The following is an 18731-nucleotide window of genomic DNA, read 5'->3' on the forward strand; positions in this document are numbered from 1 at the left end:
GGCAAATCCGACGCCAACGTCAACCTGCAGGGTCTGCCCCTCCAATGCTTTACCCCTCCCAAACCGCACGTCGACGCATACGAACCGAAGAACTCCGCCAACTACATATTCGAGTACGACGGCCAGATGAAGGTCAGCGTGCGCAACGTCAACGGCAGGGTTGTACCCGGCCAACTTCTGCGATCCCACCCAGATGAAGTCCAATTCGCTGGGCAATGTCGCGCTCCTGGCCGGCAGCTATGTTGGCGACGCCTTCAGCGGCGGAATCATTACGCTCGGTAGTTCGACAGAGATCTATGGCAGCGTGGTCGCCGGAGATTTTCTGAATACCGGCGGCAGCACCAGGATCAACGGCTATATCACCGCAGCAAAACAAAGTAACTCGACAAGCAGGAATTCATGGGGCGGCAGCACAACCATCGACCTGCAGAACCTGCCGCCCAGCTTCAACCCGTGCAGCCTTCCCGACATGAGCGGCAACGAGCCGTGCGGAAACGGTTGCGAACCCGGTGACGGCAACCAGAGTACGGTGGCCACCCTGCAGTGGAGTCGCTACCTGTAGATAGGCCTCAGAGCCTGTTTAGGATCTCGCGAGCTAGAGCAGAACAAGGCGAAAATGGGCGAGGGAGCGGAGTTTACACGCAGTAAATGAGCATCCTGAGCCCGTTTTCAACGCAGTTATGCCGACGCGCAGCAGATCGTAAACAGGCTCTCAGTGCTTGGATTCGAGAATCAGCATCCCCTGATCCTCGCGCCAGCCGACGCGATTGAGATAGCTCATGCCGAGCAGCACGTCGGCCGGCGAGCCGCCTTCCATCATGATGGCGTCCACCCCGAGCACTTCCAGGCCGCCGACCTTGACCCGGTCGAGCTTCATCCGCCAGGCCTTGGCCACGCCGCTGGCGGTGTTGACCATCATCGCCTGGCCGTTGACGCGGAAATCCAGTCCCAGGCGCTGCGCCTGCGCCTCGTTCATCGCCACGGCGGTGGCGCCGGTATCGACCAGGAACTGCACCGACTGGCCATTGATCGAGCCGGCCACCCAGTAGTGCCCGCCAACGCCGCGGGCGATGCTCAGCGATTGCTGCTGCGGCGCGGCATAGCCGTCGCTGTATTCGCGGGAAAGTTCGAAGGTGCGCTCCACGCCGCCGATGCGCAGCACCGCCTTGCGGCTGTCGGCGCTGACCAGTTGCACGCCTTCCGGACTGCTCTGGCCGACCTTGAGCAGCCGGCGCTGGCCGTCGATGTTGACCACCGCGGCCCCGGCGAACAGGCCGACCACGCGCACCTGCGGCGCCGCCAGGGCGACCGCCGTGAGCGCGGAAAGAGTCAGGGCCAGCAACGCACGCAGCATGTTCTACTCCTTGGCGAAATTCACCTGTGGACCGCCACGATACAACCGCCGCGACCAGCCGTCAGTGACGTGCCGATCACAGCAGCCAGTTGGCCCAGCCCCAGACCAGTCCCTGCATGACCAGCCAGGCGAAGACGCCGGCCAGCACATCGTCGAGCATGATGCCGACGCCGCCGTGGACATTGCGGTCGATCCAGCTGATCGGCCACGGCTTGGCGATATCGACTATACGGAACACGACGAAGCCGATCAGCAGCCACCACCACCCCTCCGGCACCAGCCAGAGGGTTATCCACATGCCGACCATCTCGTCCCAGACGATGCCTTCGTGGTCGTGCACGCGCAGGTCGTCCGCCACCTTGCCGCACAGCCAGAAGCCGAACAGCATGGTGACGCCGAGCATCAGCCAGTAGCCCCAGTCCGGCAGCATCTGCCACAGCGGAATGAACGGCAAGGCGACCAGCGAACCCCAGGTGCCCGGCGCCTTGGGCAGGGTGCCGGAGCCGAAGCCGAAGGCGATGAAGTGCCAGGGGTTGTGCCAGACGGAATGCGGTACCGGCTGGGCCGGCGCCTGATCGGGATGCTCTACCACTGCTACTCCATGAAATGCAGATAGCCGCCCTGACGCGGCGTGATGTCCTGTCCGCGGGCATCCAGCACCCGCACGCCCTCGCCCGCCTCGGCCCGGCCGACCACCGCCATCTGCGGCCATTGCGCCTGCAGTTCCGCCAGGTGGCGCGGTGGCAGGGTGAAGGCCAGCACGTAGTCGTCACCGGCTCCGAGTTTCTGCTGCAGGGCGCGTTCGGCGCCGAGCAGGGTTTCCAGCGCGGCGCTCGCCGGCAGCCGTTCGGACTCGATCACCAGGGCGACGCCCGAGGCGCGGGAGATGTGCCCGCAGTCGGCGAGCAGGCCGTCGGAAACGTCCAGCGCCGCCGTGGCCTTGCCGCGCAGCGCCTGACCGAAGGCCAGTTGCGGCTGCGGCGACCAGTAGCGCGCCAGCAGCGGCTCGGCGATTTCCGCCGCAACCTGCTGGCGGCCGAGCACCAGCTCCAGCGCGCCACCTGCCTCGCCGACGACGCCGCCGACGCAGAGCAGGTCGCCCACCTGCGCACCGGCACGGGTCAGCGCCTGCCCGGCCGGCACCCGGCCGAACACGGTGACGGTCATGCTCAGCGGCCCGCGCGTGGTATCGCCGCCGACCAGCGCCAGACCGCAGTTGTGCGCCATCCGGTTGAGGCCGCGGGCGAAACCTTCCAGCCAGGCGGCATCGGCCGTCGGCAGGGTCAGCGCGAGCGTGAATGCAAGAGGGGTTGCGCCCATCGCCGCCAGATCGCTGGCGGATACCGCCAGGGCGCGCTGGCCGAGCAGGAAGGGATCGCAGACTTCGGGAAAGTGCACCCCGGCGACCAGGGTGTCGGTGGATACCGCCAGTTGCTCGCCGGGTGCGGGAGCCAGCAGGGCGCAGTCGTCGCCGATGCCCAGGGCCACGCCTTCGGCCCCGGCCGCGCAGGCGGCCGAGGCGAAGTAGCGGCGGATCAGCTCGAACTCACCCATGCCGACGGACGTAGCGCTTAGCGCTTGCCGCCGCGCAGCTCGGCCGCGCGCAGGCGCGGTGCCAGCTTGTCGAGCACGCCGTTGACGAACTTGTGCCCGTCGGTGGCGCCGAAGATCTTGGCCAGCTCGATGCCTTCGTTGATCACCACCTTGTACGGCACGTCGGCGCGGTTGCGCAGCTCGTAGGTGGAGAGACGCAGGATCGCCAGTTCGACCGGATCGATTTCTTCCAGCGGGCGATCCAGGCAGGGCGTGAACTCCTGGTCCAGCTCGCTCTTCAGGCGCGGAACGCCGTGGAGGATCTCGTGGAAGTAGGCGCCGTCGACTTCGCTGAAATCGTTGTCGGTGCGGAACTGCGCTTCGATCTCGTTGAGCGGCTGGCCGGCCATCTGCCAGGAATACAAGGCCTGCACCGCGAGGCTGCGGGCCTTGCGGCGCATGGCGATCTTGTTCGGCTTAGCCGATTTGGGCGCCGGAGTGCCGCTGTCGTTGTTGCTCACTTGGCCTCCAGCTGCGCCAGCAGGCTTACCATTTCCAGGGCGGAGAGAGCGGCTTCGGCGCCCTTGTTGCCGGCCTTGGTGCCGGAGCGCTCGATGGCCTGCTCGATGGAGTCGACGGTCAGCACGCCGAAGGCGACTGGAATGCCGAACTCCATGGAAACCTGCGCCAGACCCTTGGTGCATTCACCGGCGACGTATTCGAAGTGCGGGGTGCCTCCACGGATCACGGCGCCGAGGGCGATGATCGCGGCGTATTCGCCTTGCTGGGCGACCTTCTGGGTCACCAGCGGGATCTCGAAGGCACCCGGAGCGCGGATGATGGTGATGTCGTCTTCCGACACGCCATGGCGGACCAGGGCGTCGATGGCGCCGCCCACCAGGCTTTCCACCACGAAGCTGTTGAAGCGGCCGACCACCAGGGCGTAACGGCCTTTGGGGGCGATGAAGGTACCTTCGATGGTCTTCAGGGTCATGTGCAGGTCTCGTCTGTTAAAGAGCCGGAGCGCACGTTCGGGCGCTCCGCGAAAATGGGTTGAAAGGCCGGCCGCCACGGACTGCGTGACGGCCAGGGCTCATTCAGCGGGCAGGTATTCTACAACTTCCAGGTCGAAGCCGGATATCGCGTTGAAACGCATCGGCGCGCTCATCAGGCGCATCTTGCGCACGCCGAGGTCGCGCAGGATCTGCGAACCGGCACCCACGGTACTGTAGGTGGTCGGCGACTTCGCCGCGGCGTTTTCGCGAACGTGGGCGAGCAGGTCGTCGCCGGCGATCTGGTGGCCGAGCAGCAGAACCACGCCGCCCGACTCGGCGACCTTGCTCATCGCCGCACGCAGGCTCCAGCGGCCCGGCTGGTTGACCTGCAGCAGGTCGCGCAGCGGGTCCATGTTGTGCACGCGCACCAGGGTCGGCTCTTCGGGGCTGATATTGCCGACGGTCAGCGCCAGGTGGACTTCGTTCTCCACCGAGTCACGGTAGGTGATCAGGTTGAAGTGGCCCAGTTCGCTGTCCAGCGGCTGCTCGCCGATGCGCTCGACGGTGCGCTCGTGGATCAGGCGGTAGTGGATCAGGTCGGCGATGGTGCCGATCTTGATGCCATGCTGCTCGGCGAAGGCTTCCAGCTCCGGACGACGGGCCATGCTGCCGTCGTCGTTCATGATCTCGCAGATCACCCCGGACGGCTCGAAACCGGCCATGCGCGCCAGGTCGCAAGCCGCCTCGGTGTGGCCGGCACGAGCCAGCACACCGCCCGGCTGGGCCATCAGCGGGAAGATGTGGCCGGGGCTGACGATATCGGCAGCGACGGCATTCTTCGCCGCGGCAGCCTGCACGGTGCGCGCGCGGTCGGCGGCGGAAATGCCGGTGGTGACGCCTTCGGCGGCCTCGATGGAGACGGTGAACTTGGTGCCGAAGCCGGAGCCGTTGCGCTGCACCATCAGCGGCAGGCCGAGGCGCTCGCAACGCTCGCGGTCCATCGGCATGCAGATCAGGCCACGGGCGTACTTGGCCATGAAGTTGATGTCTTCGGTGCGCACGGATTCGGCGGCCATGATCAGGTCGCCTTCGTTCTCGCGGTCTTCGTCATCCATCAGGATGACCATCTTGCCCTGACGAATGTCCTCGAGCAGTTCTTCTATGCTGTTGAGTGCCATGGGCAGTTCCTTAATTCTTCAGATAGCCGTTTTCGGCCAGGAAAGCTTCGGTGATTCCGGATGCGCTCGGCTCGGCGGCCTTGTCGCCCAGCAGCAGGCGCTCCAGGTAGCGCGCCAGCAGGTCGACCTCGAGGTTGACCGCGCGGCCCGGACGGTAGTCGTCCATGATGGTCTCGACCAGCGTGTGCGGCACGATGGTCAGTTCGAATTCGGCGCCGTTCACCGCGTTGACGGTGAGGCTGGTGCCATCCACGGTGATCGAACCCTTCAACGCGATGTACTTGGCCAGTTCGCGCGGCGCACGCACGGTGAACTGGATGGCGCGGGCGTTTTCCTCGCGCTTGACGATCTCGCCGACGCCGTCGACGTGGCCGCTGACCAGATGGCCGCCAAGGCGGGTGGTCGGGGTCAGGGCTTTCTCCAGGTTCACCCGGCTGCCTACCTTGAGATCATGGAAGGCGCTGCGCGCCAGGGTCTCGCGGCTGACGTCGGCCCAGAAGCCGTCGCCCGGCAGCTCCACGGCAGTCAGGCAGACGCCGTTCACCGCGATGCTGTCGCCGAGTTTTACGTCGCCGAGGTCGAGCTTGCCGGTCTGCACGTAGAGGCGAACGTCACCGCCCTTCGGTGTGATCGAACGGATCGTGCCGATGGACTCGATTATGCCTGTGAACATGAGGCCTCCCGGAACGCTGCCACCGCTGCGCGGGCAGAAGGAATTGGATGTTGCATCTGTGCGAACTCCTGTTTTGGAAAAAACAGGGCGTATCGGATCGAAGGGACTACATGGGCGCGCACGAACGCACCCCATTGGCTCATCCCGTTCTCTCTTTATCCGGACTGTGACCGTCGGCCCCGGAATCGCACCGGGTCTGCTGACCTTGCCGAATCGGCAAGCGCTCGCGGGCTAGGCACCTTGCGCGCCATTACCGCCGGTGGGGAATTGCACCCCGCCCTGAGAACGTCATCGCGGCTGCCTTGCAACCGCGTGTGGCGTTTTACCACAGTTGCCAATTCTGCGGAACAAGTCGGAGGGTTCTTTCAGACCGCGGAATGCCATACGACACCTGCCAGGCCATTACATCGCTGGGGTTCGCTCCCGTAGGTTGGGCTGAGGCACGAAGCCCAACGGGATTGGCGCCCAGGTTCGGGAGATGTTGGGCTTCGCTGCGCTCAGCGCCAACCTACGGTACGGGATGTGCCGTGATCAGCCAGTCGTCGCCCACCGCGCGGATGTCGCTGATCTTCAGCTCGCGCGCCTCGGCCATCCTTTCCAGCGGCAGGTCCAGCAGCGGGCGGGCGCTGGAGCCGAGCAGCTTGGGCGCCATGAAGATCCGGTACTCGTCCACCAGTCCGAGACGGGCGAAGGCGCCGGCCAGGCGCGGCCCGGCTTCCACCAGCACTTCGTTGGCGCCACGGGCGGCCAGTTCGAGCAGCAGTCTGCGCAGATCGACATGCCCGTCCGCCCCCGGCAGCGCCAGCAGCTCATGGCCAGCGGCGGCATAGCGTTCGTCCGCCGCGCAACTGGCGACCAGCGCCGGCCCGGCCTGATAGAACGGCGCATCCAGCGGCACCCGCAGGCGCCCGTCGACCAGCACCCGCAACGGCTGGCGCTGGGCGGCCAGGGCGGTCAGTTCGGCATCCAGCCCAAGTTCTTCGGGGCGGACGTTGAGGCGGGCGTTATCCAGCAATACCGTGTCGGCCCCGGACAGCACCACACTGGAACGCGCCCGCAGGCGCTGCACGGCGCGGCGTGCCGCCGGCCCGGTGATCCACTGGCTCTCGCCGCTGGCCATCGCGGTGCGGCCGTCGAGGCTCATGGCCAGCTTCACCCGCACGAACGGCAGGCCGCTTTCCATGCGTTTGATGAAGCCGACATTGATCTCCCGCGCTTCGGCTTCCAGCATCCCCGACTCGACCGCGATGCCGGCCTCGGCGATGCGCCGCAGTCCGCTGCCGGCGACCTGCGGGTTGGGGTCCTGCATGGCCGCCACCACCCGCGCCACGCCGGCCTTGACCAGCGCATCGGCGCATGGCGGGGTGCGGCCGAAGTGGCTGCACGGCTCCAGCGTCACGTAGGCGGTGGCGCCACGGGCGTTCTCGCCGGCCTGGCGCAGCGCGTGGACCTCGGCATGCGGCTCGCCGGCGCGCACGTGCCAGCCTTCGCCGATCACCATGCCGTCCTTGACCACTACGCAGCCGACTCGCGGGTTGGGATGGGTGGAGTACAGCCCCTTGCGCGCCAGCTCCAGCGCGCGTGCCATGTAAGCCTGGTCGGACGGAATCATTGCTTGGCCGGCTCGCGGGCGAGACGTTCGATCTCCTCGCGGAACTCGTTGAGATCCTGGAAGCGACGGTAAACCGAGGCAAAGCGGATATAGGCGACTTCATCGAGCTTCTGCAGCTCGCCCATCACCAGTTCGCCGACCACCCGCGACTTCACCTCGCGCTCGCCGGTGGCGCGCAGCTTGTGCTTGATATGCGCCAGCGCCGCTTCCAGTCGCTCGACGCTGACCGGGCGTTTTTCCAGCGCGCGCTGCATGCCGGCACGCAGCTTGTCCTCGTCGAACGGCTGGCGGCTGCCGTCCTGCTTGATCAGACGCGGCATGACCAGTTCGGCGGTCTCGAAGGTGGTGAAACGCTCGCCGCAGGCCAGGCATTCGCGGCGGCGGCGAACCTGATCGCCCTCGGCGACCAGGCGCGAGTCGATGACTTTGGTGTCGTGGGCGCTGCAGAAGGGACAGTGCATGGGCGGGCAATTCTTGAACGGAAAGGGGCCTCATGGTAGCGCATCCCCCCGGCAATGAAACACTCGCCGCCCCGAGACAAACCACAGCCATCTAGGCTATACAGGCGCCCGCCCGGAATCCGTTGCAAGGAGCTCCCACATGCAGCTACGCCTGCCCTGCCTGTTCGCGCTGACCCTGCTCGCCGCCTGCGCCAGCGACGAGCCGGCGCCCACCGAGAAAGAAGCGACGCCCTCCATCCCCGTCCAGGCCGCGCTGCCCGCGCATATGCGTGAACTGAGCGGCATGCTCAGCAGCACCCAGGGTTACCTGCCGGCCGGCAGCGAGGTGGAAGTCGCCCTGCTGGTGGTCGACGACCGCGACCGCCCCCGGCAACTGCTGGCCAGCGACAGGCTGGTCGCCACCGGCGGCGCCATGCCGTTCCGCCTGGTGTTCAATCCGCAATCCTTCCCGAACAGTGCCCGCGTCGAGCTGCGCGCCCGGGTCATCCAATCCGGCCAGTTGGCCTGGCGCCTGCGCCCGCTGCAGATCCTCCAGGCGGAATCCCGCGCCCTCGGCGAACTGCGCCTGGAGCGTGCGCCATGACGCCGCCGGCCAGCCTGCAACAGGCGCTGAGCGACCTGCTCGGCGATGCGCACCTGAGCGCGGAACGCCTGCCTGGCACGGATATCGACCTGTGGCTGATCGATGCGGCAAACATGGACCGCGCCTTCAGCCCGGAGGAAACCCGGCGCATCCTCGAAGAACCGCCCTACTGGTGCTTCTGCTGGGCCAGCGGCCTGGTGCTGGCGCGCTGGCTGGCCGAGCAGCCGGAATGGGTGCGCGGCAAGCGCGTGCTGGACTTCGGCGCCGGCTCCGGCATCGCCGCCATCGCCGCGGCCAAGGCGGGTGCGGCAGAAGTGGTGGCCTGCGATCTCGACCCGCTGGCGCTGGAGGCCTGCCGCGCCAACGCGGCGCTGAACGGCGTGGAGCTGAGCTATTCCGACGACTTCTTCAAGGAAGAGGATCGCTACGACCTGATCATCGTCGCCGACGTGCTCTACGACCGCGCCAACCTGCCGCTGCTCGACGCCTTCCTCAGCCGCGGGCGCGAGGCGCTGGTCGCCGACTCCCGCGTGCGCGACTTCCAGCACCCGCTGTACCGGCGCCTGGACGTACTCGACGCCTGCACCTGGCCGGATCTCGCAGAACCGGCCGAATTCCGCCGGGTAAGCCTGTATCACGCCCGTCGCGATTGACTTGTTTCGCCGCGCGGCGCCCCCACTTATAGTGGCACGCTGTTCTGTCGCCCTTTTCGTACACCGAGATCCTTCATGAGCGATACGCCCTACATCTTCGATGTCACAACCGCCAATTTCGACCAGTTGGTGATCCAGAACTCCTTCCACAAGCCGGTGCTGGTGGACTTCTGGGCCGACTGGTGCGCCCCGTGCAAGGCGCTGATGCCGCTGCTGGCGCAGATCACCGAGTCCTACCAGGGCGAACTGCTGCTGGCCAAGGTCAACTGCGACATCGAGCAGGACATCGTGATGCGCTTCGGCATCCGCAGCCTGCCGACCGTGGTGCTGTTCAAGGACGGCCAGCCGGTCGACGGCTTCGCCGGCGCGCAACCGGAGTCGGCGATCCGCGGCATGCTCGAACCGCATGTCCAGCAACCCGCCGCTCCCGCCGGCAATCCGCTGGATACCGCCGAAGCCGCGTTCGCCGAAGGCCGCTTCGCCGACGCCGAGGCCCAGCTCAAGGCGCTTCTCGCTGAGGACAACGGCAATGCCAAGGCGCTGATCCTCTACGCCCGCTGCCTGGCCGAACGCGGCGAGCTGGGCGAGGCGGAGATCGTCCTCGGCGCGGTGAAGGGCGACGAGCACAAGCAGGCGCTGGCCGCCGCCAAGGCCCAGCTGACCTTCCTCCGCCAGGCCGCCGAACTGCCCGACGCCGCCACGCTGAAGACCCGCCTGGCCGCCGACGCCAACGACGACGAGGCCGCCTACCAGTTGGCGATCCAGCAACTCGCCCGCCAGCAGTACGAAGCGGCGATGGACGGCCTGCTGCGCCTGTTCCAGCGCAACCGCGCCTACGGCGAGGACCTGCCGCGCAAGACCCTGGTGCAGGTGTTCGACCTGCTCGGCAACGACCACCCGCTGGTCGTCACCTACCGCCGCAAGCTGGCCAATTCTATGTATTGATCCCTCAGGTGTTGGGCTTCGCAAGCTCAGCACCAACCTACACGTAGGTTGGCGCTGAACGCAGTGAAGCCCAACAATCAGGCAATCAGGCCAGATTCTCGTCCCAGATAAACACCTGAGTCCCCTCCCGCACCTCCACCTTCACATGGGGGTTATGGCGCAGACGCACCAACAACCCCTTGGCGCCACCGACGCTGCCGGCCAGCGCTTCCAGCTCATCGAGCAGTTGCGGCCCCTCGCTCGATCCGGCCCGGCGCAGCAGGTCCTGCGCGGCCAGCCAGAGCTGATCGGCCGGGCTTGCCGTCAACGCGGCCGCCGACTCTGCAACACCACTCCCCGCCTGCGGCTGCCGCACGCCAGCCAGTCGCTGCCAGTCCGACGCATCCAGCTCCACGGTCAGGTCCACCGGCCAGTCACCAATCATTCCGCGAATTCGCATGTCCGTTCTCCTCCCGCGATCCCCAATGCTCCCACGGGTCGCGCTTGCCGCCAATCGAACAGAACGCTCTGGCTTTCGCCATCAACTTTGTTATAACGTAACAAAACATGATCCGACTGGAGCTCCCCATGCGCCCCCTGCTGCTCGCCCTGGCCCTGATGCCTTTGGTTTCCGCCCACGCCCACGATGAACACCAGCACGGCAGCCTCGGCAAGCACGAGCACGGTGTCGCCCAACTGAACGCGGCCCTCGACGGCAACACCCTGGAACTCGAACTGGAAAGCCCGGCGATGAACCTGGTGGGCTTCGAGCACGCAGCCAGCAGCGCAGCCGACAAGGCCCGCGTGGTGCAGGTGCAGGCGCAACTGGGCAAGCCGCTGGAATTGATCGCCCTGCCCGCCGCGGCCGGCTGCGGCGTCAGCGAAGTCGAGCTGCACAGCCCGCTGTTCGGCGATGCCCCGGATGCCGACGAGCATGACGAACACGAGCACGAGCACAGCGATATCCACGCCCATTACCGGCTGACCTGCAGCAACCCCGGCGCCGTCACCCAGGTGGATCTCGCGCCGCTGTTCAAGAGCTTCCCCGGCATGCACAAGATCCAGTCGCAGGTGATCGGCCCGCAAGGCCAGAAAGGCGGCGACCTGAGCGCGGCCAGCAGCATCCTCGAATTCTGATCCAGCCCATGAACGCACTGATCGAGATCGACGACCTCGGCTTCGCCTGGCCCGGCCAGGCGGAACTGCTGGATATCCCGGAATTCCGCCTGCAGCGCGGCGAAACGCTGTTCCTCAAGGGCCCCTCCGGCAGCGGCAAGACCACCCTCCTCGGCCTGCTCGGCGGCGTGCAGAAGCCGCAGCGCGGCAGCATCCGCCTGCTCGGCGAGGACATCACCCGGCTCTCCGCGGCGCGCCGCGACCACTTCCGCGTCGACCACACCGGCTACATCTTCCAGCAGTTCAACCTGCTGCCATTCCTCTCGGTGCGGGAGAACGTCGAGTTGCCCTGCCATTTCTCCCGCACCCGCGCCGAGCGGGCCAGGGCGCGCCACGGCAGTGTGGCGCAGGCTGCGGGGATGCTGCTCGGCCATCTGGGTCTCGGCGATGCCGCGCTGATCGGACGCCGTGCCGACAGCCTGTCGATCGGCCAGCAGCAGCGGGTCGCCGCCGCCCGCGCACTGATCGGCCAGCCGGAACTGGTGATCGCCGACGAGCCGACCTCCGCGCTGGACGCCGACGCCCGCGAAGCCTTCCTGCAACTGCTGTTCGCCGAATGCCGCGCGGCCGGCGCCAGCCTGCTGTTCGTCAGCCACGACCAGAGCCTGGCGAAGCTGTTCGACCGCAGCCTGTCGCTCGCCGAACTCAACCGCGCCGCCACTGCCCCGGGGATCTGAGATGTATCTGTTGCGCCTGGCCCTGGCCAGCCTGTCCAACCGCCGCTTCACCGCCCTGCTCACGGTCTTCGCCATCGCCCTCTCCGCCTGCCTGCTGCTGGCGGTGGAACGGGTGCGTACGGAAGCCCGAGCCAGCTTCGCCAGCACCATTTCCGGCACCGACCTGGTGGTCGGCGCACGCTCCGGCTCGGTCAACCTGCTGCTCTACTCGGTATTCCGCATCGGCAACGCGACCAACAACATCCGCTGGGAGAGCTACCGGACCGTGACCGGCAGCCCGCTGGTGAAGTGGGCGATCCCGATCTCCCTGGGCGACTCGCATCGCGGCTACCGGGTGATGGGCACCGACAGCGGCTATTTCGAGCACTACCGCTATGGCCGCGGCAAGCCGCTGAAGCTGGCGGAAGGGCGTCCGTTCGGCCAGGACCTGTTCGACGTGGTGCTCGGCGCCGAAGTGGCCAAGGCGCTGCATTACCAGCTCGGCGATCGCATCGTGCTGGCTCACGGCGTCAGCACCATCAGCCTGACGCAGCACGACGACAAGCCCTTCACCGTGGTCGGCATCCTCGAACGCACCGGCACGCCGGTGGATCGCACGCTGCACATTTCCCTACAGGGCATGGAGGCCCTGCACGTCGACTGGAAGAACGGCGCGCCGGCCCACGGTGACGGCCGGATCAGCGCGGAACAGGCGCGCGGCATGGATCTGCAGCCCAGGGCCATCACCGCCTTCCTGCTCGGCCTGAAAAGCAAGGTCGCCACCTTCGCCCTGCAGCGACAGATCAACGAGTACGAGGGCGAGCCGCTGCTGGCGATCCTGCCCGGTGTGGCCCTGCAGGAACTCTGGAGCCTGATGGGCACGGCGGAAAAGGCGCTGTTCGTGGTTTCTCTGTTCGTCGTGCTGACCGGGCTGATCGGCATGCTCACCGCCATCCTCACCAGCCTCAACGAGCGCCGGCGGGAAATGGCCATCCTGCGCTCGGCGGGCGCGCGACCCTGGCATATCTTCAGCCTGCTGGTGGCGGAAGCCTTCGCCCTGGCGCTGGCCGGCGTGACGATCGGGCTCGGCCTCCTTTATTTAGGCATCGCCGTCGGCCGCGACTATGTGCAAGGCAACTACGGGATCGACCTGCCCCTGGCGGCGCCGACGACCTATGAATGGTCGCTGCTCGCCGGCATCCTGATCGCCGGGCTGCTGATGGGCTGCGTACCGGCGTGGCGCGCCTACCGGCAATCGCTGGCCGATGGCCTGTCCGTCCGACTCTGAGGAAATCCCTGATGCGCCTTTTCGTCGCACTGTTGCTGACGCTCATCGTTTCCCTTGCCTGGGGCGCCTCTCCACGGGAGTTGAGCTGGTCGGAGCTGATCCCCAAGGGCGCCCCGCCTCCTCCACCGCCGGTCGCGCTGCACGACCTGTCGCAACTGGCCGACGCCCTGAGCGCCGAAAGCGGCCCGGCGGCGCGGCAGCAGCCGGTGCGCGCGCCGGTGGTCAAGGAACTGGACGGTCTGGAGGTGAAGCTGCCCGGCTACGTCGTACCGCTGGAGGTCGACGACAAGGGGATGGTCAGCCAGTTCCTGCTGGTGCCCTACTACGGTGCCTGCATCCACGTCCCGCCGCCACCGGCCAACCAGATCGTCTACGTGCACGGCGCCAAGGGCCTGAAGATGGACGACCTGTACCAGCCGTTCTGGGTCGAAGGCCGCCTGAAGGTGGAAGCGATGGAGAGCGATCTGGCCGAAGCGGGCTATCAGTTGCAGTCGAACGCCATCAAACCCTACGACTACTCAGACCAGGAATAGGACTACGACCTATTTCAGTATTTTCCGAAGGGACTTTATTGAGTTGAATCAAAAGGCCAGGAACCACGCTCTTTAGCATGACGGCTGCCAATGCTTATTCTAAAATCATGGAGTCCAACATGCGCACCTTCTGGCTCGCTGCATCCGCCCTTTCCCTCGCCATCGCCGCGCCTCTCGCCCAGGCACACCAGGCTGGAGATTTCATCGTACGTGGCGGTTTCGCCACCGTAGACCCGAACGATGACAGCTCCGCGCTGAAGCTCGATGGCGCCAAGGCCGGCGGAACCAAAGCCACCGTCGACAGTGATACCCAACTGGGCCTGACCTTCAGCTATCTGGTCACCGATCAGATCGGTGTTGAATTGGTTGCCGCCACTCCGTTCCAGCATCAGGTGAACGTCAAAGGCGTCAGCAATTTCACCGGTATTCCTGGGCTCGACGGCAAGCTGGCCGACATCAAGCAACTGCCGCCGACCGTGCTGCTGCAGTACTACCCGATGGGCGGCACCAAGAATCCCTTCCAGCCCTACGCCGGCGTCGGCGTCAACTACACCACCTTCTTCGACGAAGACCTGAGCAGCGCTCGCAAAGACCAGGGCTTCAGCAACCTGAAGCTGCAGGACTCCTGGGGTCTGGCCGGTGAACTGGGCTTCGACTACATGCTCAACGAACACGCCCTGTTCAACATGGCGGTCTGGTACATGGACATCGACACCAAAGCCAGTGTCAACGGCCCGACCGCTCTGCGCGTACAGAAAACCAAGGTCGATGTGGACGTCGACCCCTGGGTCTACATGGTCGGTTTCGGCTATAAGTTCTGATAGCCACCAAGCCATGTGAAAAAAGCGCCTTCGGGCGCTTTTTTCATGTTCATACGGAGAAAGGCATGTACCTCTGGTTGAAGCACCTGCACATCAGTCTCGCCGTCGTCAGCAGCCTGCTGTTCCTCTGGCGGCTGGGGTTGAGCTGGCGGGGACGGCGAACCCAGGGTTGGCAGCGCTGGGCGCCGCATCTGGTCGACACCCTGCTGCTGCTCAGCGCACTGGGGCTGGTGCATCTGGCCATGCCCTGGCCGTTGCCGATATGGCTGCAGGGCAAGATCGGCCTGTTGCTGCTCTATATCGGCTTCGCCGCCATGGCGATCCGCACCGATCTGCATGCGCGCAAGGCCCTGTTCAGCGCCCTCAGCCTCGGTGCGCTGGGCGGCATCTTCTTCCTTGCGCTGCAGAAGCCCTGGTGGTGATCAGCGTCCCAGCAGGCGGGCCAGACCGGTCGTCAGCGCTGTCGGCTCGTCGAGCCGGTAATGCGCCAGCAACCGCGCGTTGTTCGCCCGCGAGTGGCGGATATCCCCCGGCCGCGCATCGGCATAGGTGACTGGCGGCAGGCCGCCGAGCAGTTCGGAGACGCTGGCCAGCAACTGGTTCAGGCTGGTGGTGCGATTCAGACCGACATTGACTGCGCCGTCCGCCACCTGGCTCGCGGTCAGCGCCTGCACCAGCAGCTTCACCAGATCGCCCACGTAGATGAAGTCGCGGGTCTGCTCGCCATCGCCGAACACGGTGATCGGCAGCCCATTCTGGGCACGCTGGGTGAAGATGCTGATCACCCCGGAATAGGGCGAAGACGGGTCCTGGCGCGGGCCGTAGACATTGAAGAAGCGGAAGATCGCCGGCTCCAGGCCATGCTGGCGGCGATAGAAATCGAGGTAGTGCTCGCTGGACAGCTTGTCCGACGCATAGGGCGTCAGCGGCGCCTTGGGCGTGTCTTCGTCGATCGCGGCGCCCTGGCCGTTCTGCCCGTAGACCGCCGCGCTGGAGGCGAACAGCACGCGCTGGATGCCCTCTTCACGCATGGCCTCGCACAGATTGAGGGTGCCGATGAAGTTGCTCTGGTGGGTCGCCACCGGGTCATCCACCGAAGCCTGCACCGAAGCCACGGCGGCCAGATGCGCCACCGCCTGGCAGCCTTTCACCGCCTCGCGCAGGCGAGCGGCGTCGGCGACATCGCCTTCGAGCAGCTCCACCGCCGCCGGCAGATTCTCGCGCTTGCCGGTGGACAGGTTGTCCAGCACCCGCACCTTGAAACCCTGCGCCAGCAAGGCATCGGCCAGATGCGAGCCGATGAAGCCGGCGCCGCCGGTGATGAGGATCGGTTTTGCCGAAGAGGGAGTGATGTCAGCCATGACGATAGTAGCGGTCCAGTAGTGTCGGCAGCGCGGCGCGCCAGGCGCGCGGCTTGATGCCGAAAGTGTGGAGAATCTTCTTGCAGGCGAGCACCGCGTGCTGCGGTTCCTCGTGGGTATCCGGGCGCTCGGCGTGCGCCTGCGGGCTCGGCTCCTGCACGGTGAGGCCACGGAAAGCGCGGGCTTCGGCGAGGATGACCTGGCCCAGGGCGATGGTGGTGGTGGCTTCCAGACCACCGTAGTGGTAGGTCCCCCACAGCGGCGCCTGGCAGTCCAGCTGCTTGAGCACTGAGAGGATCACCCGTGCGGCGTCGTCCACCGGGGTCGGATTGCCGCGCCGGTCATCGGCCAGCAGCATCGTGTGCTCGGTTTCGGCCCGTCGCAGGAAGCGCCCGAGAATGCCGTCGGCGCTGTCGTCGAGCAGCCAGCCGAAGCGCAGCAGCACATGCCGCGGGCAGGTCGAACGGACACGCTGCTCCATGCGCCACAGCGCGTGACCGCGCGGGCCGAGCGGATTGGGCTCGTCCTTCTCGCTGTAGGCGGTGGCGCGGGTGCCGTCGAAGACGCGGTAGCTGGAAGGATGCACCAGCAGGATGTCATGGTGCTGGCAAAGTTCGGCGAGGCGCTCCACGGCGCGCTCCTGGCGGGCCAGGCGTTCGTCGCTGACGGACTCGGCCTGGAACCAGTCGAAGTAGTAGCCGAGATTGATCACGGCGTCCGGACGGGTCTCGTCCAGCAGCAGCGTCAGACTGGCGGTATCCCAGCCCTGTTCCGGCGGCCTGGGTGCAAGGAAGCCGATGTCTTCCTCGGCTCCCAGGCGGATCAGCGCCTGTCCAAGGGCACTACCACCACCCAACAGCATCAGGCGCATTCGCATCGTAAGGGGGGCACTCGAAATCGGTGGGTCACAACCGGACTTTAGAATATGCCGGCAATATTTCCTGCATTCTTCCTGTGCACCGGCACAGCGTCAAGCGTGCCGGTCGGACGAATCCTGCGTCGCAGGCGGCATCGGGCGCGACCCGACACCCCGGAGAGCAACCGTTTAGCCCGTCGTGCGCCGGCGGAACAGCGGCCGCGGCTCGATCACCGAGCGGCCGTAGAGCACGCTCAACCCCGCCAATCCCTTGAGCGCATCCTCCACGCTCTTGTCCTCGCGCACGGCGAAAGCATCGAAACCGCATTGCCGCATATGGCTCAACTGATCGCGCAGCACTTCCACATCATCCTCCGGCGCCAGCCACACGCCGTGCCGACGGCCGTCGCCAGCGAGCAGCCATGCCGACAGCGGCAGGATCAGTTGTCCACAGGGCAGTTCCTCACCCACCTCGCGCAGCAACATCCAGGGATCGGCGGCCACGCAGCGCGCCTCGCCGTCGATCAGGCGGCATCAGCACGGCATCCAGCCCGTTTCGAGCATCTGATATGGTTTTTGCCGGCCGATCTGAATCTGTTTTGCAAACAGGGCGATTCCTATAGTCGCGGCGCCTCTCCTGCCTGATGGGCCATGACTATGAGTGAAAGAATCCCCGCGACCGTCATCGAGGTCGCACCCAGCAAACCCGCCAAGGTTCTGTCCGCGGTCAGCCCGCCGATCTACACCAAGCGCTTTACCGGACTGTTCCGCAACCTCCGTCGCCTCGGTGGCGCCGCATTGTTCCTGCTGTTCTTCGGTACCCTCTGGCTGCAATGGAACGGCCGCCAGGCCGTGCTATGGGACCTGCCGGAGCGCCGCTTCTACATCTTCGGCGCGACCTTCTGGCCGCAGGACCTGATCCTGTTGTCGGCGATCCTGATCATCGCCGCCTTCGGCCTGTTCTTCATCACGGTGTTCGCCGGCCGCGTCTGGTGCGGCTACACCTGCCCGCAGAGCGTGTGGACGTGGATCTTCATGTGGTGCGAACAGATCACCGAAGGCGACCGCAACCAGCGCATGAAGCTCGACAAGGCCCCGGCCAGCGCCGGGAAACTCCTGCGCAAGGGCGCCAAGCACGGGCTGTGGCTGCTGGTCAGCCTGGCAACGGCGATCACCTTCGTCGGCTATTTCACCCCGGTGCGCCCGCTGGTGGCCGACCTGTTCAGCTCCAGCCTCGACCTGGAAAGCACCTTCTGGGTGGCCTTCTTCGCTGCCGCCACCTACGCCAACGCCGGCTGGCTGCGTGAGCAAGTGTGCATCCACATGTGCCCGTACTCGCGCTTCCAGAGCGTGATGTTCGACAAGGACACCCTGGTCATTTCCTACGACGCCGCCCGTGGCGAATCCCGTGGCGCGCGGAAGAAGGACGCCGATCCGAAGGCACTCGGCCTCGGCGACTGCATCGACTGCCAGCAGTGCGTGCAGGTCTGCCCGACCGGTATCGACATCCGCGACGGCCTGCAGATCGCCTGCATCGGCTGCGCCGCCTGCGTCGACGCCTGCGACTCGGTGATGGACAGGATGGGCTATGCCCGCGGCCTGGTGCGCTACACCTCGGAACGCGCGCTCGAAGGCGGCCGGACGAACCTCTGGCGGCCACGGCTGGTCGGTTACGCGGCGGTGCTGCTGGTGATGATCGGCGCTTTCGTCTGGGCGCTGGATGCCCGCCCGCTGATCAACCTCGACGTGGCCCGCGACCGCGGCCTGTTCCGCGAGAACGCCGCCGGCGAGATCGAGAACGTCTACAACCTCAAGCTGATCAACAAGACCCAGCAGCCGCAGCACTACCAACTGACTCTCGCCGACGGCGCCGGCTATCGCCTGCAGGGCGAGCTGGAACAGCGCCTGGCGCCGGGGGAAATCCGCGACTTCGCCGTATCGGTGGCGCAGCTTGCTGCGACCAGCCAAGGTGGCTCGGTGCCGCTGCACTTCCGCGTGCGCACGGACGACGGCGCACAGCAGGTGGACGCTCCCAGCACCTTCGTCTCACCGAGGCGCTGAGCATGAACGCCCG

At 66.3% G+C, this 18731-nt stretch carries 23 protein-coding genes, 1 pseudogene and 1 riboswitch; of the genes and pseudogenes, 11 read left to right on the forward strand and 13 right to left on the reverse strand.

The window, feature by feature from the left end; genetic code table 11:
- Nucleotides 1–193: 193 nt before the first annotated feature.
- A complete protein-coding gene (locus JFY56_RS08455) occupies nt 194–562 on the forward strand; it encodes a hypothetical protein (RefSeq protein ID WP_208313086.1) in 369 nt (122 codons plus the stop codon).
- A gap of 150 nt (nt 563–712) precedes the next feature.
- Here JFY56_RS08455 and JFY56_RS08460 read toward each other — a convergent pair whose 3' ends face one another.
- From JFY56_RS08460 to nrdR, 9 genes are all read right to left on the reverse strand, one after another.
- Nucleotides 713–1354 carry a retropepsin-like aspartic protease family protein gene (locus tag JFY56_RS08460; RefSeq protein ID WP_208313087.1) on the reverse strand — a complete coding sequence of 214 codons (642 nt, stop codon included), beginning with the start codon at nt 1352–1354 and terminating at the stop codon, nt 713–715.
- Nucleotides 1355–1430: 76 nt separating this feature from the next.
- Nucleotides 1431–1946, reverse strand: a complete 516-nt coding sequence (locus JFY56_RS08465) for a phosphatidylglycerophosphatase A family protein (protein WP_208313088.1) — start codon at nt 1944–1946, stop codon at nt 1431–1433.
- 2 nt (nt 1947–1948) lie between these two features.
- A complete protein-coding gene (gene thiL, locus JFY56_RS08470; protein WP_208313089.1) occupies nt 1949–2908 on the reverse strand; it encodes a thiamine-phosphate kinase in 960 nt (319 codons plus the stop codon).
- A gap of 17 nt (nt 2909–2925) precedes the next feature.
- On the reverse strand, nt 2926–3408 hold the full coding sequence (gene nusB, locus JFY56_RS08475; protein WP_208313090.1) for a transcription antitermination factor NusB: 483 nt from the start codon (nt 3406–3408) through the stop codon (nt 2926–2928).
- Complete coding sequence (gene ribH, locus JFY56_RS08480; RefSeq protein ID WP_208313091.1) at nt 3405–3881, reverse strand: 6,7-dimethyl-8-ribityllumazine synthase; 477 nt, start codon at nt 3879–3881, stop codon at nt 3405–3407. The genes nusB and ribH overlap by 4 nt, the downstream gene beginning before the upstream one ends.
- A gap of 99 nt (nt 3882–3980) precedes the next feature.
- The gene (gene ribBA / locus JFY56_RS08485; protein ID WP_208313092.1) at nt 3981–5060 is read right to left on the reverse strand and encodes a bifunctional 3,4-dihydroxy-2-butanone-4-phosphate synthase/GTP cyclohydrolase II; all 1080 of its coding nucleotides are present in this window, start codon (nt 5058–5060) and stop codon (nt 3981–3983) included.
- A gap of 10 nt (nt 5061–5070) precedes the next feature.
- On the reverse strand, nt 5071–5733 hold the full coding sequence (locus JFY56_RS08490; RefSeq protein ID WP_208313093.1) for a riboflavin synthase: 663 nt from the start codon (nt 5731–5733) through the stop codon (nt 5071–5073).
- Between the two features lie 142 nt (nt 5734–5875).
- A riboswitch (FMN riboswitch) is annotated at nt 5876–6024 on the reverse strand.
- A 217-nt stretch (nt 6025–6241) separates the two neighbouring features.
- On the reverse strand, nt 6242–7345 hold the full coding sequence (gene ribD, locus JFY56_RS08495) for a bifunctional diaminohydroxyphosphoribosylaminopyrimidine deaminase/5-amino-6-(5-phosphoribosylamino)uracil reductase RibD (protein ID WP_208313094.1): 1104 nt from the start codon (nt 7343–7345) through the stop codon (nt 6242–6244).
- Nucleotides 7342–7806 (reverse strand): transcriptional regulator NrdR, encoded by a 465-nt coding sequence (nrdR, locus tag JFY56_RS08500; protein ID WP_208313095.1) that lies wholly within the window; start codon nt 7804–7806, stop codon nt 7342–7344. Before nrdR ends, ribD begins: the two co-directional genes overlap by 4 nt.
- A 139-nt stretch (nt 7807–7945) precedes the next feature.
- On the opposite strand from nrdR, the gene JFY56_RS08505 reads away from it, so the two are divergent.
- The 3 genes from JFY56_RS08505 to trxA all read left to right on the forward strand — a co-directional run bounded on the left by JFY56_RS08505 (nt 7946) and on the right by trxA (nt 9987).
- Complete coding sequence (locus JFY56_RS08505) at nt 7946–8389, forward strand: YbaY family lipoprotein (protein WP_208313096.1); 444 nt, start codon at nt 7946–7948, stop codon at nt 8387–8389.
- Nucleotides 8386–9042, forward strand: coding sequence for a class I SAM-dependent methyltransferase (locus JFY56_RS08510; protein ID WP_208313097.1), 657 nt, complete (start codon nt 8386–8388; stop codon nt 9040–9042). The genes JFY56_RS08505 and JFY56_RS08510 overlap by 4 nt, the downstream gene beginning before the upstream one ends.
- Nucleotides 9043–9117: 75 nt before the next feature.
- On the forward strand, nt 9118–9987 hold the full coding sequence (gene trxA / locus JFY56_RS08515; protein ID WP_208313098.1) for a thioredoxin: 870 nt from the start codon (nt 9118–9120) through the stop codon (nt 9985–9987).
- 85 nt (nt 9988–10072) lie between these two features.
- On the opposite strand, the gene JFY56_RS08520 is transcribed toward trxA, so the two are convergent.
- A complete protein-coding gene (locus JFY56_RS08520) occupies nt 10073–10426 on the reverse strand; it encodes a hypothetical protein (protein ID WP_208313099.1) in 354 nt (117 codons plus the stop codon).
- A 128-nt stretch (nt 10427–10554) separates the two neighbouring features.
- On the opposite strand from JFY56_RS08520, the gene JFY56_RS08525 reads away from it, so the two are divergent.
- The 6 genes from JFY56_RS08525 (at nt 10555) to JFY56_RS08550 (ending at nt 14862) form a co-directional block, all read left to right on the forward strand.
- Nucleotides 10555–11103: a DUF2796 domain-containing protein gene (locus JFY56_RS08525; RefSeq protein WP_208313100.1), complete on the forward strand. Its 549-nt coding sequence runs from the start codon at nt 10555–10557 to the stop codon at nt 11101–11103.
- 8 nt (nt 11104–11111) lie between these two features.
- A complete protein-coding gene (locus JFY56_RS08530; protein ID WP_208313101.1) occupies nt 11112–11819 on the forward strand; it encodes an ABC transporter ATP-binding protein in 708 nt (235 codons plus the stop codon).
- A 1-nt stretch (nt 11820) separates the two neighbouring features.
- Nucleotides 11821–13086, forward strand: coding sequence for an ABC transporter permease (locus JFY56_RS08535; RefSeq protein WP_208313102.1), 1266 nt, complete (start codon nt 11821–11823; stop codon nt 13084–13086).
- Between the two features lie 11 nt (nt 13087–13097).
- Entirely contained in the window at nt 13098–13619 is a 522-nt protein-coding gene (locus JFY56_RS08540; protein WP_208313103.1) for a DUF3299 domain-containing protein, read from the forward strand.
- Nucleotides 13620–13738: 119 nt separating this feature from the next.
- A complete protein-coding gene (locus tag JFY56_RS08545) occupies nt 13739–14440 on the forward strand; it encodes an OmpW/AlkL family protein (protein WP_208313104.1) in 702 nt (233 codons plus the stop codon).
- 65 nt (nt 14441–14505) lie between these two features.
- Nucleotides 14506–14862 carry a SirB2 family protein gene (locus JFY56_RS08550; protein ID WP_208313105.1) on the forward strand — a complete coding sequence of 119 codons (357 nt, stop codon included), beginning with the start codon at nt 14506–14508 and terminating at the stop codon, nt 14860–14862.
- Here JFY56_RS08550 and JFY56_RS08555 read toward each other — a convergent pair whose 3' ends face one another.
- The 3 genes from JFY56_RS08555 to JFY56_RS08565 form a co-directional block, all read right to left on the reverse strand.
- Nucleotides 14863–15801, reverse strand: a complete 939-nt coding sequence (locus tag JFY56_RS08555; RefSeq protein ID WP_208313106.1) for an NAD-dependent epimerase/dehydratase family protein — start codon at nt 15799–15801, stop codon at nt 14863–14865. It abuts the gene before it with no gap.
- Entirely contained in the window at nt 15794–16678 is an 885-nt protein-coding gene (locus JFY56_RS08560; RefSeq protein ID WP_208313107.1) for a sugar nucleotide-binding protein, read from the reverse strand. The genes JFY56_RS08555 and JFY56_RS08560 overlap by 8 nt, the downstream gene beginning before the upstream one ends.
- A 168-nt stretch (nt 16679–16846) precedes the next feature.
- Complete coding sequence (locus JFY56_RS08565; RefSeq protein WP_208313247.1) at nt 16847–17143, reverse strand: DUF934 domain-containing protein; 297 nt, start codon at nt 17141–17143, stop codon at nt 16847–16849.
- Between JFY56_RS08565 and ccoG the strand changes: the two are divergent.
- Nucleotides 17080–18718 (forward strand): annotated as a pseudogene (gene ccoG, locus JFY56_RS08570) (cytochrome c oxidase accessory protein CcoG). The gene JFY56_RS08565 and the pseudogene ccoG sit on opposite strands and share 64 nt — an antisense overlap.
- The last annotated feature ends 13 nt before the right edge of the window (nt 18719–18731 follow it).

Origin of the sequence: Pseudomonas schmalbachii (genome assembly GCF_017589465.1) — a bacterium.
GTDB classification, from domain to species: Bacteria; Pseudomonadota; Gammaproteobacteria; order Pseudomonadales; family Pseudomonadaceae; genus Pseudomonas; species Pseudomonas schmalbachii.

Bases quoted from the DNA above. Each gene is read 5' to 3' on its own strand.
- JFY56_RS08565 (WP_208313247.1), bottom strand. From the start codon at position 17,143: ATGTTGCTGCGCGAGGTGGGTGAGGAACTGCCCTGTGGACAACTGATC.
- JFY56_RS08460 (WP_208313087.1), bottom strand. From the start codon at position 1,354: ATGCTGCGTGCGTTGCTGGCCCTGACTCTTTCCGCGCTCACGGCGGTC.
- JFY56_RS08510 (WP_208313097.1), top strand. From the start codon at position 8,386: ATGACGCCGCCGGCCAGCCTGCAACAGGCGCTGAGCGACCTGCTCGGC.
- JFY56_RS08505 (WP_208313096.1), top strand. From the start codon at position 7,946: ATGCAGCTACGCCTGCCCTGCCTGTTCGCGCTGACCCTGCTCGCCGCC.
- JFY56_RS08555 (WP_208313106.1), bottom strand. From the start codon at position 15,801: ATGGCTGACATCACTCCCTCTTCGGCAAAACCGATCCTCATCACCGGC.
- ribD (WP_208313094.1), bottom strand. From the start codon at position 7,345: ATGATTCCGTCCGACCAGGCTTACATGGCACGCGCGCTGGAGCTGGCG.
- ribH (WP_208313091.1), bottom strand. From the start codon at position 3,881: ATGACCCTGAAGACCATCGAAGGTACCTTCATCGCCCCCAAAGGCCGT.
- nrdR (WP_208313095.1), bottom strand. From the start codon at position 7,806: ATGCACTGTCCCTTCTGCAGCGCCCACGACACCAAAGTCATCGACTCG.
- JFY56_RS08455 (WP_208313086.1), top strand. From the start codon at position 194: ATGAAGTCCAATTCGCTGGGCAATGTCGCGCTCCTGGCCGGCAGCTAT.
- JFY56_RS08490 (WP_208313093.1), bottom strand. From the start codon at position 5,733: ATGTTCACAGGCATAATCGAGTCCATCGGCACGATCCGTTCGATCACA.
- JFY56_RS08530 (WP_208313101.1), top strand. From the start codon at position 11,112: ATGAACGCACTGATCGAGATCGACGACCTCGGCTTCGCCTGGCCCGGC.
- JFY56_RS08545 (WP_208313104.1), top strand. From the start codon at position 13,739: ATGCGCACCTTCTGGCTCGCTGCATCCGCCCTTTCCCTCGCCATCGCC.
- JFY56_RS08525 (WP_208313100.1), top strand. From the start codon at position 10,555: ATGCGCCCCCTGCTGCTCGCCCTGGCCCTGATGCCTTTGGTTTCCGCC.
- JFY56_RS08550 (WP_208313105.1), top strand. From the start codon at position 14,506: ATGTACCTCTGGTTGAAGCACCTGCACATCAGTCTCGCCGTCGTCAGC.
- ribBA (WP_208313092.1), bottom strand. From the start codon at position 5,060: ATGGCACTCAACAGCATAGAAGAACTGCTCGAGGACATTCGTCAGGGC.
- JFY56_RS08535 (WP_208313102.1), top strand. From the start codon at position 11,821: ATGTATCTGTTGCGCCTGGCCCTGGCCAGCCTGTCCAACCGCCGCTTC.
- trxA (WP_208313098.1), top strand. From the start codon at position 9,118: ATGAGCGATACGCCCTACATCTTCGATGTCACAACCGCCAATTTCGAC.
- JFY56_RS08540 (WP_208313103.1), top strand. From the start codon at position 13,098: ATGCGCCTTTTCGTCGCACTGTTGCTGACGCTCATCGTTTCCCTTGCC.
- thiL (WP_208313089.1), bottom strand. From the start codon at position 2,908: ATGGGTGAGTTCGAGCTGATCCGCCGCTACTTCGCCTCGGCCGCCTGC.
- JFY56_RS08560 (WP_208313107.1), bottom strand. From the start codon at position 16,678: ATGCGAATGCGCCTGATGCTGTTGGGTGGTGGTAGTGCCCTTGGACAG.
- JFY56_RS08520 (WP_208313099.1), bottom strand. From the start codon at position 10,426: ATGCGAATTCGCGGAATGATTGGTGACTGGCCGGTGGACCTGACCGTG.